Annotated in this window: 15 protein-coding genes and 1 other RNA gene; 12 read left to right on the forward strand and 4 right to left on the reverse strand. The window is 63.3% G+C overall.

The genetic code is table 11. From position 1 onward, the window contains the following. The first annotated feature begins 260 nt into the window (after positions 1–260). Positions 261–1,643, forward strand: a complete 1,383-nt coding sequence (locus LB528_RS06890) for a serine hydrolase domain-containing protein (RefSeq protein WP_224516426.1) — start codon at positions 261–263, stop codon at positions 1,641–1,643. A gap of 9 nt (positions 1,644–1,652) precedes the next feature. On the opposite strand, the gene LB528_RS06895 is transcribed toward LB528_RS06890, so the two are convergent. From LB528_RS06895 to LB528_RS06905, 3 genes are read right to left on the reverse strand one after another with little or no spacing between them, the layout of a single operon-like run. Then, entirely contained in the window at positions 1,653–2,318 is a 666-nt protein-coding gene (locus LB528_RS06895; RefSeq protein ID WP_224714303.1) for an SAM-dependent methyltransferase, read from the reverse strand. Beyond that, positions 2,315–3,613 carry a DUF3419 family protein gene (locus LB528_RS06900; protein ID WP_224714304.1) on the reverse strand — a complete coding sequence of 433 codons (1,299 nt, stop codon included), beginning with the start codon at positions 3,611–3,613 and terminating at the stop codon, positions 2,315–2,317. Before LB528_RS06900 ends, LB528_RS06895 begins: the two co-directional genes overlap by 4 nt. Before the next feature lie 32 nt (positions 3,614–3,645). Next, entirely contained in the window at positions 3,646–7,278 is a 3,633-nt protein-coding gene (locus LB528_RS06905) for a hydantoinase B/oxoprolinase family protein (protein WP_224714305.1), read from the reverse strand. Between the two features lie 177 nt (positions 7,279–7,455). Here LB528_RS06905 and LB528_RS06910 point away from each other — a divergent pair, with 177 nt between their 5' ends. The 7 genes from LB528_RS06910 to LB528_RS06940 all read left to right on the forward strand — a co-directional run bounded on the left by LB528_RS06910 (position 7,456) and on the right by LB528_RS06940 (position 11,410). Beyond that, complete coding sequence (locus LB528_RS06910; protein WP_224714306.1) at positions 7,456–7,662, forward strand: hypothetical protein; 207 nt, start codon at positions 7,456–7,458, stop codon at positions 7,660–7,662. A gap of 132 nt (positions 7,663–7,794) precedes the next feature. After that, positions 7,795–8,514: a J domain-containing protein gene (locus tag LB528_RS06915; protein ID WP_224714307.1), complete on the forward strand. Its 720-nt coding sequence runs from the start codon at positions 7,795–7,797 to the stop codon at positions 8,512–8,514. Further along, the gene (locus tag LB528_RS06920; protein ID WP_224714308.1) at positions 8,511–9,278 is read left to right on the forward strand and encodes an N-acetylmuramoyl-L-alanine amidase; all 768 of its coding nucleotides are present in this window, start codon (positions 8,511–8,513) and stop codon (positions 9,276–9,278) included. Before LB528_RS06915 ends, LB528_RS06920 begins: the two co-directional genes overlap by 4 nt. 185 nt (positions 9,279–9,463) lie before the next feature. Then, positions 9,464–10,168 carry a lytic transglycosylase domain-containing protein gene (locus tag LB528_RS06925; protein ID WP_224714309.1) on the forward strand — a complete coding sequence of 235 codons (705 nt, stop codon included), beginning with the start codon at positions 9,464–9,466 and terminating at the stop codon, positions 10,166–10,168. Between the two features lie 121 nt (positions 10,169–10,289). Then, an RNA gene (gene rnpB, locus LB528_RS06930) (RNase P RNA component class A) lies at positions 10,290–10,684 on the forward strand. A gap of 154 nt (positions 10,685–10,838) precedes the next feature. After that, positions 10,839–11,123 (forward strand): type II toxin-antitoxin system ParD family antitoxin, encoded by a 285-nt coding sequence (locus LB528_RS06935; RefSeq protein ID WP_224714417.1) that lies wholly within the window; start codon positions 10,839–10,841, stop codon positions 11,121–11,123. Beyond that, positions 11,120–11,410, forward strand: coding sequence for a type II toxin-antitoxin system RelE/ParE family toxin (locus LB528_RS06940; RefSeq protein WP_224516434.1), 291 nt, complete (start codon positions 11,120–11,122; stop codon positions 11,408–11,410). The genes LB528_RS06935 and LB528_RS06940 overlap by 4 nt, the downstream gene beginning before the upstream one ends. A 4-nt stretch (positions 11,411–11,414) precedes the next feature. On the opposite strand, the gene LB528_RS06945 is transcribed toward LB528_RS06940, so the two are convergent. Next, entirely contained in the window at positions 11,415–12,530 is a 1,116-nt protein-coding gene (locus LB528_RS06945; RefSeq protein ID WP_224714310.1) for a cystathionine gamma-lyase, read from the reverse strand. A gap of 391 nt (positions 12,531–12,921) precedes the next feature. On the opposite strand from LB528_RS06945, the gene mraZ reads away from it, so the two are divergent. The 4 genes from mraZ to LB528_RS06965 are packed head-to-tail and all read left to right on the forward strand — an operon-like array spanning position 12,922 to position 16,514. Continuing rightward, positions 12,922–13,380 (forward strand): division/cell wall cluster transcriptional repressor MraZ, encoded by a 459-nt coding sequence (mraZ, locus tag LB528_RS06950; RefSeq protein WP_224714311.1) that lies wholly within the window; start codon positions 12,922–12,924, stop codon positions 13,378–13,380. Continuing rightward, on the forward strand, positions 13,377–14,393 hold the full coding sequence (gene rsmH / locus LB528_RS06955) for a 16S rRNA (cytosine(1402)-N(4))-methyltransferase RsmH (protein ID WP_224714312.1): 1,017 nt from the start codon (positions 13,377–13,379) through the stop codon (positions 14,391–14,393). The genes mraZ and rsmH overlap by 4 nt, the downstream gene beginning before the upstream one ends. A gap of 4 nt (positions 14,394–14,397) precedes the next feature. Then, positions 14,398–14,793 (forward strand): hypothetical protein, encoded by a 396-nt coding sequence (locus LB528_RS06960; protein ID WP_224516438.1) that lies wholly within the window; start codon positions 14,398–14,400, stop codon positions 14,791–14,793. Continuing rightward, positions 14,790–16,514: a peptidoglycan D,D-transpeptidase FtsI family protein gene (locus tag LB528_RS06965; protein WP_224714313.1), complete on the forward strand. Its 1,725-nt coding sequence runs from the start codon at positions 14,790–14,792 to the stop codon at positions 16,512–16,514. The genes LB528_RS06960 and LB528_RS06965 overlap by 4 nt, the downstream gene beginning before the upstream one ends. The last annotated feature ends 15 nt before the right edge of the window (positions 16,515–16,529 follow it).

Raw genomic sequence — 16,529 nt, forward strand, 5'->3', positions numbered from 1 at the left:
TGGTGGGTCCTTTAATGATGGCGGTCGCTTACGCAGGCCCCCTCCGGACGATCGCCCCACATGACCGTCCTAAGTCTCGTTTGTCTGTCCATGTCGTTGTCCCAAAACCGCTGCGCACTTTTGGGCGACATGGAGCATTTGATCGCCGAACATGGTTGATAATCCATTGACGGCGCTCGACGATGCCGGCGATTTTGCGGAAGCAATGGCGGCAAATCGATGACATAAATCGAGCCGGCGAATCCGAAAGGCGGGGGACGATGCGGGCTGTGGTGAAGTTCATCAAATGGCTGCTTGGGCTTGTGGTCCTGGCGGTGGCGGCACTCTTCGCCTGGCTCTATCTCGCGCCACCGGAGCTGATCCGCGTCGGCTCCGGCTATGCGGCCAAGATCGTCTGCTCGAATGTCTTCATCGCCGGCCGCGACGCCAAAGAGGTTCTTGCCGTCGACGTGCAGGCGCCCGGCCATCCGTTGCTCAAGCTGATGAAGGTCTCCGTCGACAAGGAAAGAGGACTCGTTTCGGCGGGCTTGCTTGGGTTTTTCGGCAAGAGCGTTGCCGTCGAGCGCGATGGCGTCGGCTGCGCGTCGGTTCCGGACGGCGACACCGGCAAGGCAAGGCAGATATCGCTGCGTGCCGCGCCGCCGGCGGCGGCGCAGCCCGACGCGCTCTGGCCCGATGGTGAGCGTGTGGATGCTTCGCAGAACCCCGAAGTCGCGAAGATCGTCGACGATGCCGCTATGGCCGGCATTGGCATGCGCGCCATCGTGGTCGTGAAGAACGGCCGCATCGTCGCCGAGCGTTATGGCGAGGGCTTTTCGGCCAAGACGCCGCTGCTCGGCTGGTCGATGACCAAGACGGTGAATGCCGCGATCGTCGGCACGCTGATCAAGGACGGCAAGCTGGCGCTCGACAACAAGGGCCTGTTCAAGCCGTGGAAGGCCGACGGACGCGCCGCCGTCAGCCTTGCCGACATGATGGCAATGTCGAGCGGGCTGGCGTTCAACGAGGACTATGGCGACGTCGCCGACGTGACGCGCATGCTTTATCTCGAGCCGGACATGGCTCGCTTCGCCGAGGCTCAACCGCTGACCGGCGAGGTGGGAAAAGTGTTTTCCTATTCGAGCGGCACGGCGGTGATGCTGTCGCGGCTGTGGCAGGACGCGATCGGCGACAAGGCGAAGGCGCTGGCATGGCCGCGCACGGCGCTGTTCGAGCCGCTCGGTATGCACAGCGCGGTGCTCGAGACCGACGAGCAAGGCACGTTCGTCGGCTCCTCCTACCTCTATGCCACGGCGCATGACTGGGCGCGCTTCGGTCAATTCCTGCTGCAGGGCGGCGTCTGGAACGGAAACCAGATACTGCCTGCCGGTTTCGTCGACTGGATGCGCGAGCCCGTGCCGGCCTCGAAGGTCTACGGCAAGGGACAAGTCTGGATTGAAGGCCCGGGCGATGAGGAAAATCCCGGCGCAGGCGTCGCTGCAGGCCTGCCCAAAGACACCTACTGGATGGAGGGCCATGACGGCCAGACGGTGGCAATCATTCCGTCGGAGCAGTTGGTGGTGGTGCGGCTTGGGCTGACGCCGGGCAAGTTCGGATATCGACCACAGAGGATGGTTGGGGCGCTGGTGAAGGCGCTGCACTGATCGCGTTTGCTATTTGCAGGATCCGATCACGGCCAGCCAGGCATAGCCGCGATAAAGCGTTCTGAAACGGAAGGTTGCGCCGGTGCGCTGCGATTCCGATTCAAGCACGTCGCGCAGTGAAGCGCGCGGCGCGACATGGAATTTCCGCAGCCAGCCGCGCAGCAGGGCGCGGAACCAGGGCGGCAGGCCTTCCTGCTGGCCGAAATCGACGACATGCAGCGAGCCGCCAGAGGCGAGCGCGGCAAGGGCGGCCGATACGGTCTTTTCCCAGCCGGGGATCATCGACAGCGAATAGGAGATGAAGACGCGGTCGAAGCGTTCGATGCCGAAGAGAGCCTTGGCGTCGAAATTGGTGGCGTCGCCGCGCGCCAGGCTGACTTTGCCGGACAGACCTTCACGCGCGACGGCCGCGTTTGCCGTCTCCAGCATCTCGGCCGAGATGTCGAGGCCGAAGAAACGGGCCTCCGGATAGCGGTAGGCGGCAAGGGCGATGTTGCGGCCGGTGCCGCAGCCGAGCTCCAGAACGGTGCCGCCCTGCGGCACGTCCAGCCCGTCGATCAGCCGGTCTCGGCCAAGCAGATAATATTTGCGGGTCAGGTCATAGATATGGCGCTGCCAGCGGTAGACGCCGTCCATCAGTTCGGCATGGCTGGCCGGCAGCTCCGTCGTGCTCATGCTGCGCGCTTCACATAGAGGTGGAAGCCGCCATAGATCGCCGAGCGGTCTTTTGCCGAGAATTCGCGCGAGGCGTCGGCCTCGTAGATCCATTGGTCGAGCAGCGAACCGGAGACACGGCCGGGAAGGAGGCTTGGTTCGGCCGCGGTGCGGAAGATGACGCGGGCGCCCACCGAAGCGGTGCGGGTGATCTCGGTCCACAGCGCGTTGAGCAGGTCGTCGGTCATCCAGTCCTGCGCGTCGAGCAGGACGAAGCGGTCGGCGCTGCCCGCATCGTTGGCGGCAAGGAACTTGATCAGATTGGCGTGGTGGATGGCGACGCGATCGATGTTGTTGCGGATCGTCTTGTAATTGCCCTCTTCCAGATAAGCAGGCAGCGCCGCTTCACCGGGTTGAGGGTAGCGTCGGGCAAAGGCCTGCCAGGCGAAGTAATTGTTCTTGAGCGGGAAATCGCAAGCGAGCTTTTCCAGCCGCGCCTTGAGCACGCTCGCCATCGAACCGTCGCCGGAGGTGATCAGCGAGTCATATTGCGCCGGCGGAATGCCGAGGCCGAACAGCGAAGCCTTGCGCGAGGTCGCCCAGCGCAAGAGCTTCGTGTCGAAGATCGGCGCCAGCTTCTCGTTGAAGAAGCGGCGCTGCTCGCCGATGTTCTCCGCCTTCATGATGCCGGCCGGGTCGACGCCGAACAGTTTTGCGACGCGATGGCCCATGGCGATGAAGAGGCCGAGCAGGCCGGTCTGGTAGAAGTTACGGTTGAAGACCGAGATGCGGCGGCGGCCGCGCCAATTGCGGCGCTCCCAGTAGTGGCGGCTGACCGGATCGAGATGCGGCGCGATGAAGCGATCATAGGCGTCCGAATTGTGGCTGGTGCCGGCGGCGCCGAAGAAGCGGAACAGGTCGCGCTGCGTCGGCAGGTGGCGCACCGCTTCCACCTTCATGCGGTTCAGCGCGACATGCGCGGCGTTGAGATCGACGGCGTCGATCCGGGCCGGCGAGCGGGTGAGATAGGCCAGAATGTTGCAGCCGCCCGAGGCGATCGTGACGACCCGGTGCCCCGCGCCAAGCTGCATGGCCTCCATGTCGACCTCGGGGTCTTCCCAGATCTGCGGATAGACGAGGCCGGAGAACAGGAAGGCGAAGAGCCGCTCGGAAACGCCGTCCTTCGACAGTGCCCGGTTCTGGTAGACCGCCTTTCCGACTTCCTTGCCTCGACGATAAACGAGTTCTCCGGATACGTCCGACATGGAAAGGTGATTCCCCGTTTGCGTTGGCGCAAGCGGGTAGCGCAGCGGCATGACAGCCAGGTGACAGCCTGTTGACGCTGTTCTTACGCCTTTCCGAACGCTCCGGGTGTCGGCGTGGTGACGATGACGGCCTCGCCGGCATCGAGCGTGGTTTGGTCGCAGGCCTTCAGGACGTCGACCGATCCGTCATTGCGCCTGACCTTGGTCGAGCCGGCCTCGCCGTCGCCGCCGCCTTCGAGGCCCTGGGGCGGCCGGTTGCGGTGCGAGGACAGGATCGCGCATTCCATCTTTTCGAGGAAGCGGATGGTGCGCCTGGTGCCGTCGCCGGCGTTCCACTTGCCCTTGCCGCCGGAGCCTTCGCGGATATGGAAGTCTTCCAGCACGACGGGGAAGCGCAGTTCCAGCACCTCGGGGTCGGTAAGGCGCGAATTGGTCATGTGGGTATGGACGCCGGACGTTCCGGCGAAGCCGCGCCCGGAATTCATCCGGCCCGCCGGCGAGCCGGAGCAGATCGTCTCGTAATACTGGTATTTCCTGTTGCCGAAGGTGAGGTTGTTCATCGTGCCTTGGGCGTTGGCCATCGCGCCCATCGCGCCGAACAGCGCGTTGGTGACATGCTGCGAGGTCTCGACATTGCCAGCGACGACCGCCGCCGGATAGGACGGTTTGAGCATGCAGCCATCCGGAATAACGATGTTGATCGGCCTGAGGCATCCGGCGTTCATCGGGATCATGTCCTCGACCATGACGCGGAAGGCATAAAGCACCGCGGCGCGGGCGACGGGCTCCGGCGCGTTGAAATTGTTCTTCATGACAGGCGAGGTGCCGGTGAAATCGACCGTCGCCTCGCGCTTTTGGCGGTCGACGGTGATCTTCACCTTGATCACCTGGCCGGTGTCGGTGGGGTATTCATAAGCCGCGCTGTCGGGGAGCCGCTCGATCACGCGGCGCACGCTTTCGGCGGCATTGTCCTGGACATGGCCCATATAGGCCTCGACCACATCGAGGCCGAAATGCGCGACCATCTTGCGCAGCTCCGCCACGCCCTTTTCGTTGGCGGCGATCTGCGCCTTGAGGTCGGCGATGTTCTGGACGCGATTGCGCGCCGGATAAGGATGGTCGGTAAGCAGCGTCTCCAACTCCTTCTCACGGAAGCGGCCGCGGTCGACGATGCGGAAATTGTCGAACAGCACGCCTTCCTCATCGACCGTTGTCGCCAGCGGCGTCATCGAGCCGGGCGCGGTGCCGCCGACATCGGCGTGATGACCGCGCGATGCCGCCCAGAACAGGATCTCATTTAGCGCATCGTTGAAGACAGGCGTCACCACCGTGATGTCGGGCAGATGCGTGCCGCCATTGTAAGGGGCATTGAGCGCAAACACGTCGCCGGGATGGATGTCGCCGGAATTTAGGCGAATGATGGTTTCAACGGAACGGTCCATGGAACCCAGATGCACCGGCATGTGCGGCGCGTTGGCGACCAGCGCGCCGTGGCGGTCGAACACGGCGCAGGAGAAATCGAGCCGTTCCTTGATGTTGACCGAATAGGCGGTGTTCTGCAGCGTCACGCCCATCTGCTCGGCGATCGACATGAAGAGGTTGTTGAAGACTTCCAGCATCACCGGATCGGCTTTGGTGCCGAGCGCCGCGGTACGCGCCTTTCTTTCTGTCCGGCGAATCACGACGTGATCGAGACTGGTGATTTCAGCGCGCCAGCCCGGCTCGACGACGATGGTCTGGTTCGGCTCGATGATCAGCGCGGGCCCGGCGACCCTGCGGGATGGCCGCAGGTTTTCACGGCGGTAGACGCCGGCCTCGTGCCAGCGGCCTTCGGTGTAGATGCGCCGGTTTTCCGAAGGTTTGACCTCAACTCCTGCCGGTCCGGCAGGGGCGTAGGCCTCAGCCTTGTCCTGTCGAGCGGCTTCCATGCCTTCGACGGCGACCGTCTCGATGACGATCGGCTTGTCGTCATAGACGAAACCGAACTGCGCCTTATGCGCCGTCTCGAAATCGCTCCTGGCGCGGAAGATCGAGCCATGCTCGAAATTCACCGGCAGCGCCGTGTCGGTACCGTCATATCGGATGTGCAGGACAGGTCTCGTCGAAACCGCGTCCTCGGCAATGCCTTGCTCGCCAAGCTCGGCAATGACGTCGCCGCGCAGCGCCGTGATCAGTGCCTCGATCGCCGAGCGGGATTCTTCGGCAAGCGGCTGCAGCAGACCCTGTTGGCGCGAGGCGAAGACCGACGAGAGGCCGATGCCGTAAGCCGAAAGCAGGCCCGAGAAGGGATGGATCAGCACCGCTTCCATGCCGAGCGCATCGGCGACCAGGCAGGCGTGCTGGCCGCCGGCGCCGCCAAAACAGTTCAGCAGATACTCGGTGACGTCATAGCCGCGCTGCACCGAGATCTTCTTGATGGCGTTGGCCATGTTCTCGACGGCGATGGTGACAAAGCCTTCGGCGACCGCCTCGGGCGTCCGGCCGTCGCCGATTTCGGCGGCAAGTGCCGCGAATTTTTCGCCAACCCTTCCGATGTCGAGCGCCTGGTCCTGGCCGGGCCCAAAAATCGCCGGAAAGAAATCGGGCTGCAATTTGCCGAGCATGACATTGGCATCGGTGACGGCGAGCGGGCCGCCGCGCCGGTAGGCGGCAGGGCCGGGATTGGCGCCGGCGGAATCCGGGCCGACGCGGAAGCGGCCTGCTTCGTAATGCAGGATCGAGCCGCCGCCGGCGGCGACGGTGTGGATGCGCATCATCGGCGCGCGGATGCGCACGCCGGCGACCTCGGTGTCGAAGGCGCGCTCGTATTCGCCGTCATAATGGGCGACGTCGGTAGAGGTGCCGCCCATATCGAAGCCGATGACTTTTTCGAAGCCGGCGAGCTTCGCCGTCTCGACCATGCCGACGACCCCGCCAGCCGGGCCGGAGAGCAGCGCGTCCTTGCCCTGGAACAGGTCGGCAGCGGTCAACCCGCCCGACGACATCATGAACATCAGGCGCGGCCCGGCGCCCAGTTCTCCCGCCACCCGCCGCACATAGCGCGACAGGATCGGCGACAGATAAGCATCCACCACGGTGGTGTCGCCGCGGCCGACCAGCTTGATGAGCGGCGAGACCTCGTGGCTCACGGAAATCTGGCTGAAGCCGATCTTGCGGCAGACTTTCGCGACGGCCTTTTCGTGCTCCGGATACTTCCAGGCATGCATGAAAACAATGGCGACCGCGTCGATGCCGTCGGCCTTGGCCTGTTCGATTGCCGGGCGGCAGGCCGCGATATCGAGCAGGCGCTCGACGCAGCCGTCGGCGCGCACGCGCTCGTCGATCTCGATAACGCGCTCATAGAGCTGCTCCGGCAAGATGATCTTCTTGGCGAAGATGTCCGGCCTCGCCTGATAGGCGATGCGCAATGCGTCGCGAAAACCCTTGGTGATGAGCAGCAGCACGCGGTCGCCCTTGCGCTCGAGCAGCGCATTGGTGGCAACGGTCGTGCCCATTTTGACGTCGCCGATAGCGTCGGCGGAGATGGCGGCGCCCGCTTTCAGACCCAACAGGTCGCGGATGCCCTGAATAGCGGCATCTGCATAGGCCTCGGGATTTTCGGACAGGAGCTTTCGGGGGTGCAACCGGCCCTGCGGATCACGGCCGATGACGTCGGTAAAGGTGCCGCCGCGGTCGATCCAGAAGTCCCATTTCCCAGTTCCTGCGGCTGCCGGCATTCTGCTTATCCATTCATGTCTTCGAGCGCATGTTCTGCTGGTTTGGGATTTTCGGCGCCAGCAATCATAGGTTGATGTTACACGTCGAAATGCAACGTTACGAAACCGGCAGCCTGCTGATGCATTTCCCCTGCGACCGCTCACCGAAATGTGAGCGTCTGCTGAAGGAGAGATAGCATGAAGAAGCTCATTCTGGCGTCGGTCTCGGCGCTCGCCCTGCTGGGGGTCGCGGCTTGCAGCGACAATAGCACCGACAAGACCACAACCCAGAGCACCAATCCGCCGGCCAACGAGCAGCCCATGAAGCCGGCTTCGCCCGACGCTTCGAAGTCTGCCGAACCGGCTCCGGCAACAAAGCCGGCTCCTGCCGCGCCTGCGCAGTAAGGGCCGATCCACAATCTCGATGAAGGCCGGCATTGCCGGCCTTCTCTTTGCGCCGTCGGTCGGCACATCGCCAGTCACCTGCGGCATCGTCCCGGCTTGATAGAACCGCCCGGTTCGCACTATGAAGCCGGCATGTCGATTTGGGACCGCCTTGGCGACTTCATCGCTCGTGTTTCGTCGTCGGCGTCCTCGGGCGTCGCGGATGTCGTGGAAGCCGTGCGCACCGTGTTTTCCGGTGATCCGGATCTGCGTCGGCGCGTTGCCTTCTCGGTGGCGATGATCGCGCTTTCGGCCAAGATGGCCAAGGCCGACGGCATCGTCACGCAGGACGAGGTGCGCGCCTTCCAGGAAATCTTCGAAGTGCCGCCGAGCGAGACACGCAACGTGGCGCGGCTTTACGATATCGCCAAGCAGGACGTCGCCGGCTTCGAGACCTATGCCCAGCGCATGGCGCAGCTCTGCGGTTCCGGCCATGCCAACTGCATGATGCTGGAAGATATACTCGACGGCCTCTTCCACATCGCCAAGGCGGATGGGCTCATCCATGAGCGGGAAGGGCAGTTCCTGCACCGGATCGCCGAGATCTTTCGGATCGACGAGATGCATTACGAGGCGATCCTGTCCAGGCATGTCAATCTCGGCGCCGCCGATCCCTACGTCGTTCTGGGCATTGAGCGCGGCAAGCCGTTCGAGGAGGTCAGGAAACGCTATCGCAAGCTGATCTCCGACAATCACCCGGACAGGTTGATCGCGCGCGGTCTGCCGCAGGAATTCATCAAGATCGCCACGACCCGGGTCGCGGCGATCAATGCCGCCTATGAGATGATCGAGCGGGGCTTCAGGCACGTATGAGCGGCTTCCTGCCCGACCAGCCAGGTGCCGAGGTCCGGGTGTCGCCGAATTTCGGTCCGCGCCGCGAGACGCCCCGGCCCGACATGATCGTGCTGCATTATACCGGCATGGCAAGCGGCGCCGGCGCCGAGGCGTGGCTGTGCGACCCGGCGAGCGAAGTCTCCTCGCATTATCTTGTTCATGAAGATGGCCGCATCGTCCAGATGGTGCGCGAGAGCGATCGCGCCTGGCATGCCGGCAAAAGTTCCTGGCTCGGGTGTACCGACATAAACTCCTGTTCGGTCGGCATCGAGATCGTCAATCCCGGGCATTCGCTGGGCTACAAGGCTTTCCCGAAGCGGCAGATTGGCGCCTTGATCGAGTTGTGCGCAGGTATTGTGGGCCGTTATTCGATCCCTGCGGTAAGGGTGCTCGCGCATTCGGACGTGGCTCCGGGTCGCAAGATCGATCCTGGCGAAAAATTTCCCTGGAAGGCGCTGTTCGCGGCCGGTGTCGGCCATCTGGTGCCAGCGGCGGCGATAAAGTCCGGCGCCGCACTGAAAGCCGGCGACACCGGCGCCGAGGTCGAGGCGTTGCAGTCGATGCTGGCGCTCTACGGCTATGACGTCGAGATATCTTGTGTCTACGACCGGCAGACGGAGATCGTGGTGGCGGCTTTCCAGCGACATTTCCGGCGGCGGCTGGTGGATGGCGTGGCGGATAAATCGACGATCCGCACGCTGGAAAGACTCCTGGCTTCCGTAAAGGCAGCCTCGCTCGAATAGCAACGACAAGTTGCTTAAATTACAACCTGTCACTTAAAGTGAATTGCGCCGCCTTTATTGACGCCAATTCCGCCTCCAAATGCCTCTCCCGCAAGTCGTCGGGCGTCTATCCCCCCGGATGATCCCATGTTGAATTGGCATAGCTGCGTGAAGTTCTTCGCGCGGTTCTAACAGAACAGGACTACATGCAAAAATTGACCGTCGTAGCGGCAGCTGTTGCTGCCGGAGTGATAAGCTTTGCGTTCAACCAGGCCAACAGTTCCCCGCTGAGCCCCAGGGCAGACAATGGCTTCGCAGCCGCTCCTGCGACGCCCAAGGGCGCCGTGAGCGTCAAAACATCCGGAACCGCGAGAGCTGCTCCGGCCAAGATGCAGAAGGCGGCCGCAACCAGGGTGACGAAATCGACAGCCAAACGAGCCAAGCGCAACAGGCAGACCATCGACCTGACCGCGACAGCGTCCATCCATCCTGAGAAGCCGGGTTTGTCGTCCTCTGCGACGGGCGGCGGCCAGTATTCAGCGATCGTTGCCCGTTATGCCGCAAGCTATGGCGTGCCGGTGTCGCTGGCCACGGCCGTCATCAAGATCGAAAGCAACTACAGGCCGAACATGGTCGGCAGCGCCGGCGAGATCGGCCTGATGCAGATCAAGCCGGCCACGGCGCGCATGATGGGTTACACCGGTTCGGCCAAGGGGCTGTTCGATCCGGACACCAACATCAAATATGGCATGAAATACCTTGCCATGGCGCAAGGTCTCGGCGGCGGCACCACCTGCGGCACGATCCTCAAATACAATGCCGGCCATGGCGCGACGCGGATGAATCCGATTTCGGCCGCCTATTGCAGCAAGGTGAAGGTGCAGATGGCGGCCTTGGGCTCGCCGGCTTAAGCCGAAATGGATTTGGCAACGCGTGTCGTCCAGGCATGTCGTTGCCCAGATTCACTGCCTTGGGTGCCTCCCCAGCTTTTTCGTTTGCGTTTTCAGGCGGGAATCCCTTTATACGCGCTTGCCAGCTGGCCGGGCGGCCGCGCCCGCGAGAACCGAAAGGTTGCGGGTGAGGAAAGTCCGGGCTCCATGGAGACACGGTGCCGGCTAACGGCCGGCGGGGGCGACCCCAGGGAAAGTGCCACAGAAAGCAAACCGCCGCGGCGTTGCCGCGGCAAGGGTGAAAGGGTGGGGTAAGAGCCCACCGCGCGACTGGCAACAGGAGCGGCAGGGCAAACCCCACCGGGAGCAAAACCGAATAGGGGCGGTACGAGGGAAACCTTCGAGGGCTGTTTCCGGCCCACCGTCCGGGTAGGTTGCGTGAGGCGCGTGGCAACATGCGCCCAAGATGAATGGCCGCCACGTTCTCGCTGCGAGGCGAGGGCCATACAGAACCCGGCTTACAGGCCAGCTGGCATTTTTCGCAGCGATAGCTGAATGGGATCAGGAGGTTAGGCCGACAGGCGAATCTCCTGATCAAGCATTCTGCAAGATAGCCTCCGCGGCCTGGTCGAACGTATCCTTGAAGCTGGTGCGATTAAATCGTACCTTTGGGGAAGAGCAGGAGTGCATCATGGGCCAGGTCGACAAACGCAGCATCACGCTTTCGCCGGAACTGGCGGCTGCGGTCGACAATGTCGTCGCTGCTGGCGAATACGCCTCGGCCAGTGAAGTCATCCGCGATGCACTCAGGCAATGGAAGGAGCGGCGCGACCTGCTCGGCTATACCGTCGAGGAATTGCGGGAACTGGTGCAGGAAGGCATCGACAGCGGACCTGCCCTGGACGGCCCTCCCTTAATCGAGCGATTGCGCGCCAAATATGCGAAGATGGGGGAAGCCAAAGGCGCTGACGAGTGAAGTACCGCCTGCTTCCACAGGCATTGGTAGACCTCGAAACTATCGGCGACTACATCGCTGCCCGCAACCCAAACGCCGCAGTCCGTTTTGTGGAAGCTCTTCAGAGGCGATGGGATTTGCTGACCCTTCATCCCCGATCAGGCGCGCCGCGCGATGATATTCTGCCGGGCATCCGCCACCTCGTTGTCGGGGAGTATCTTACGTTTTATCGGATTGGCAACGACGCGATCGAAGTCCTTCGCGTCCTGCATGGCCGGCGCAAAATCGAGGCTGACGACCTGATATAGCGGACTAGGCGCCGAGCTTGTCCAGCGACGCCTTGATTGCCTTCCAGAGTTCCTCGACCGGTTCGCAGCCGATCGCGAGACGAACGAAGCCCGGCGGCACCGCGTCGCCCCGTTTCGAGCGCCGCTCGGCCGACGTGTGCACGCCGCCGAAGGAGGTTGCCGATTCAATCAGCGCGCAACCGTCGATGAACGCCTCGGCCTGTTCTTCGGAGGCCAGTTCGAAGGAAATCAGGAAACCGAAGCGCTCCATCTGGGCACGCGCCAGATTATGCGAGGCATCGCCCACGAGCCCGGGAAAGCGCAGGCCGCTGACGGCGCGATGGTCCTTCAGCCGCCGAGCGATAGTTTCGGCCGACGAGCACATGCGGTCGAGGCGCACTTCCAACGTTTCGAGGCCGCGATGCACCAGCCATGCCTCGAACGGTCCGGGGATGCCGCCGGCCGTCTCGCGCCAATCCTTCACCCTGGCGACAATGTCGGGATCGCGGCTGGCGACATGGCCGAAGAGAACGTCCGAATGGCCGTTGATCGCCTTGGTGTCGGCCGAGACCACGATGTCGGCGCCGAGATCGAGCGGACGCTGGCCGAAGGGCGTCATCGTCGTGTTGTCCACGATCAGGGTTCCGCCTTGCGCGTGGACGGCCTTGGCGGCCGCGGTGATGTCGCAGATGTCCAGCCGCGGGTTGGACGGACTTTCGACGAAAACCGCCTGGTAACCCGCGAAACCGCCGTCGAGCATGCTTGCCGTCGGCCGCACCTCATAGGCAACGCCGAGCGGTTTCAGGAAACGTTCGGCCAAGGCCCGCGTCGTATGATAGCCGTCCGACGGCAAGAGGATGCGGTCGCCCGATTTGACGAGCGCGAAGAAAGCCGCGGAAATCGCGGCCATTCCCGACGGAAAAATAACGCATTGCGCGTCTTCCAGATGGCCGAGCGCATGCTCGACGGCATGCCAGGTCGGATTGCTGAATCGGCCATATTGATCGAAGCCCGTCGCGTCGCCAGGCGCGTGGAAAATCGAGGCCATGGTCAGCGACAAGGGGATGGGATCGCCCTTGGCGAAATCGGCGCTGCGCAGATGGGCAAGTGTCGCGGCGCGTGACTTCGCAGTGTCCGACATCGGCTCGATCCTTCGGCAGAAAACTTCCACCGACGCTATGCGCGCCGGCTGTGCGCAGCAAGCTGCGTCTTTTTGGGCCAGAGGGCTCTAAACGCTTCGTTAGGCTTAATAGACGATAAAGACGAGACGTGCCTTCAACCTGCGCTTTCTGGTTGTGGCGTGCATGTTTGTGATGCCTGTTCCCGTTGACGCCCATAGTGCCCCATGATATCCCATTTAAATCAAGCTTTCGTTCCGCGTCAGGGTGAAGCGTACGCCAATCGGGCAGCCGCGGCGGCTGTGCGTTTGCCGGTTTTTGCCTCGGTGAATGAAGCCATTTGCCGCGAATGCGGCGAGGGCGCGGAGAACAACATGAGGGGTGCAGCGGCAACAACAGCGGCTGTAGCGTTTATTGGACCGGTTTCTGTCAAACACCGTGAGCAGGATCGATGCGAAAGGGCGGGTGTCCGTTCCGGCGCAGTTCCGCGCCGTGGTGCAGAAACGCGGCTATGCGGAACTCTACGCGCTGCGCTGCCTGGACCTGCCGGCCATGGATGTCGGCGGCCTCGACCTGCTCGACCGCTACGAGCAGCGGATCGCGCTGGAAAATCCATTCCTGCAGACGGCGGACGACATGTCGTTCTTCTGCCATGGAGACGGGACATTTCTAAAGCTGGACCAGGACGGCCGCATCACCATGACCGATTTCATCCGCGAGCATACGGGCATCTCGAACGAGGTGGCCTTTGTCGGTCGCGGCAACTTCTTTCAAGTATGGGAACCGGGACGGCTTGCCGCCTATGGGGCCCAGGCGCGGGCCAGGCTTTTGCAGCTACGGCAGGGGACGAAGCCCGGGGAGCGATCGGAATGATGGCTGGCCACGGCGATGACCCTCACGCCGTTGGCGGACTGGCCCGTCACATTCCGGTCCTCCTTGCCGAGGTGCTTGACGCGCTCGCGCCCAAGGCCGGCGAGACGATCATCGACGGAACATTCGGCGCCGGCGGCTACACCAGCGCCATCCTCGAGCGCGGCGCGTCGGTCGTCGCCATTGACCGCGACCCGGACGCGATCGCGGCGGGCAGGGCGCTCGAAGAGCAGGCCGGCGAACGGCTGAGGCTGGTCCAGGCGCCGTTCTCGACGCTGGACGAGCATGTCGAAAGCGCCGATGGCGTTGTGCTCGATATCGGCGTCTCGTCAATGCAGCTCGACCAGGCCGAGCGCGGATTTTCGTTTCGGGCCGACGGGCCGCTCGACATGCGCATGGCGCAGGCGGGTCTCTCCGCCGCCGACGTCGTCAACACTTTCAAGGCCGGCGACCTTGCCCGCATCTTCGGTTTTCTCGGCGAGGAACGTCATGCCGGCCGCATCGCGCGCATGATCGAGAGCCGGCGCGAGAAGAAGCCTTTCGAGCGCACGCTCGATCTCGCCGACGCCATCCAAACGCATATCGGACGGGGGCCGAAGGACAAGATCCATCCGGCCACGCGCGTCTTCCAAGCGCTGCGCATCTTCGTCAATGACGAGCTTGGCGAGCTCGCAAGGGCGCTGCTGGCCGCCGAGCGGGCATTGAAGCCCGGCGGACGGCTTGCCGTGGTGACGTTCCATTCCCTGGAAGACCGCATCGTCAAGCGCTTCATCGCCGACCGTTCCGAAGCTGGCGGCGGCTCAAGGCATATGCCCGATGCGCCGGCGCGCGCTGCGACCTTCCGCAAGGCCGGCGGCGGCGTGACGCCGGGAGAGGCCGAGCTGGACGCCAATCCGCGCGCGCGCTCGGCCAGGCTGCGCGCGGCGATCCGCACGGATGCCCCGGCGCGCGCCGACGATTTTTCGATTTTCGGCCTTCCAAAGCTTCCCGCCGTCGAACGGCCGGGGGAGAGGTGAGCACGTGTTTCGTACTAGCGACATAGTCCTGATCGCCGTCATGGTCTCGGCCGCGGCCCTTACCTACAAGACGAAGCGCGAAGCCGAAGAGCAACTGGCGGCGGTGCAGAAGATTCAAGCGCAGATCCACTACGAGGAAGAAACGATCGACCTCCTCAAGGCGGACTGGAGCCTGCTCACGCAGCCGTCGCGACTGCAGAAGCTTGCCGACGTCTATAAGAGCCAACTCGGACTCGAACCGGTCAACGCGCACCAGATCGGCAGCCTCGACGACATTCCGGTGAAACCCTTGACCATCGAGGACCTCTCCTCGCAGCGCCTTGGCGGCATGGCCGACAATTCGGGGAAGGAGCCTGCGGACGGCAAGGATCCAGTGGTCACCGGGAGCACCGTTCAATGATCAGCAGGCTTCCAAGGATCGGTGACCTGCTGAAGCGCCGAAAGAAGCAGGCTGAGGACGGCTCGATCGTCGTCGACGCCGCCCGCAAGGCGACGGGCGGCAAGGCAAAGACACGCATCGTCATGACCATGGCGGTGTTCTTCACCATCTATTCGACCATTGCCGGCCGGCTCCTCTATCTCGGCATGCAGAACCCGGATCTTTCGGGCGGCCCGGAGAGCCGGGTCACGGCGTCGCGTCCGGACATCGTCGATCGCAACGGCGAGGTGCTGGCGACCGACATCAAGACGGCGTCGCTGTTCGCCGAGCCGCGCCGCATCGTCGACGCCGACGAAGCGATCGAGAAATTGTCGACCGTGCTGCCCGAGATCGATTACGAGCAGACCTACCGCAAGCTCAAGAGCGGGGCCGGGTTCGTCTGGCTGCAGCGCCAGCTGACGCCGAAGCAGCAGGCCGACATCCTGGCGCTGGGCGTCCCCGGCCTCGGTTTCCGCACCGAAAAGCGCCGCTTCTATCCGAGCGGCGAGACCTCGTCCTATATCGTCGGCCTTACCAACATCGACAACCAGGGCATCTCCGGCATGGAGAAGTATATCGACGAGCAGGGGCTGAGCGACCTGCAGGCGTCGGGGCTCGCCGTGGCCAAGGATCTCAAGCCGGTCAAGCTGTCGATGGATCTGCGCGTCCAGCATGTGGTGCGCGACGAGATCGCCGCCGGCCTGGAGCGCTATCGCGCATTGGGCGCCGGCGCCGTCGTGCTCAACATCAAGACGGGCGAAGTGATGGCCATGGCTTCGGTGCCGGACTTCGATCCGAACAATCCGTATAATGCGCAGGAAAAGGATCGGCTGAACCGCATGTCGGCGGGTCTCTACGAGATGGGATCGACTTTCAAGAGCTTCACCTCGGCCATGGCGCTCGATTCCGGCAAGGCGACAATGAACAGCCGCTTCGACGCTTCGCATCCGATCCGGGTCGGCCATCAGGCCATCCACGATTTCCATGGCAAGAACCGTGTGCTGTCATTGCCGGAAGTGTTCCTCTATTCGTCCAACATCGGGTCGGCCAGGGAAGCCGAGCTGGTCGGCATCGAGGGGCACCGCGAATTCCTGCACCGCCTCGGCATTCTGGACAGGATGCAGACCGAACTGCCGGAGGTCGCGCGCCCGACCGAACCCAAGGTCTGGAAACAGGTCAATTCGTTCACCATCGCCTTCGGCCATGGCGTGTCGACGACGCCGCTGCAGGCAGCCGTCGGCTGCGCGGCGCTGATGCAGGGCTATCTGATCGAGCCGACATTCCTGGTGCGCAGCGAGCAGGAGGCAATGGCGGTGGCCAAGAAAGTGGTCAGTGACAAGACGGTCGAAGGCATGCGCTATCTCTATACGCTCAATGCCGAGAAGGGCTCGGCCAGAAACGCCAGAGTCCCCGGCTACCGCGTTGGCGGCAAGACCGGAACGGCCGAGAAGGTCATCAACGGCCGCTACTCCAAGGACTTGAATTTCAACACTTTCGTCGCCGCCTTCCCGATGGACGATCCGCAATATCTGGTGTTCACGATCGCCGACGCCCCGCATCCTGAAAAGCCCGGTATGACGGACGTTGCCGCCAACAATGCGGGGGTCATGGCCGGCAACATCATCAGACGCGCGGCCGCCATGCTTGGCGTGAAGCCAGATTTCAGCCATGAAAATGGTGCAACGCTGGTTTCCTATCAGTGATTCTTGGGGCGCGCC

Source organism: Mesorhizobium sp. CA4 (genome assembly GCF_020165075.1).
Taxonomy (GTDB): Bacteria; Pseudomonadota; Alphaproteobacteria; order Rhizobiales; family Rhizobiaceae; genus Mesorhizobium.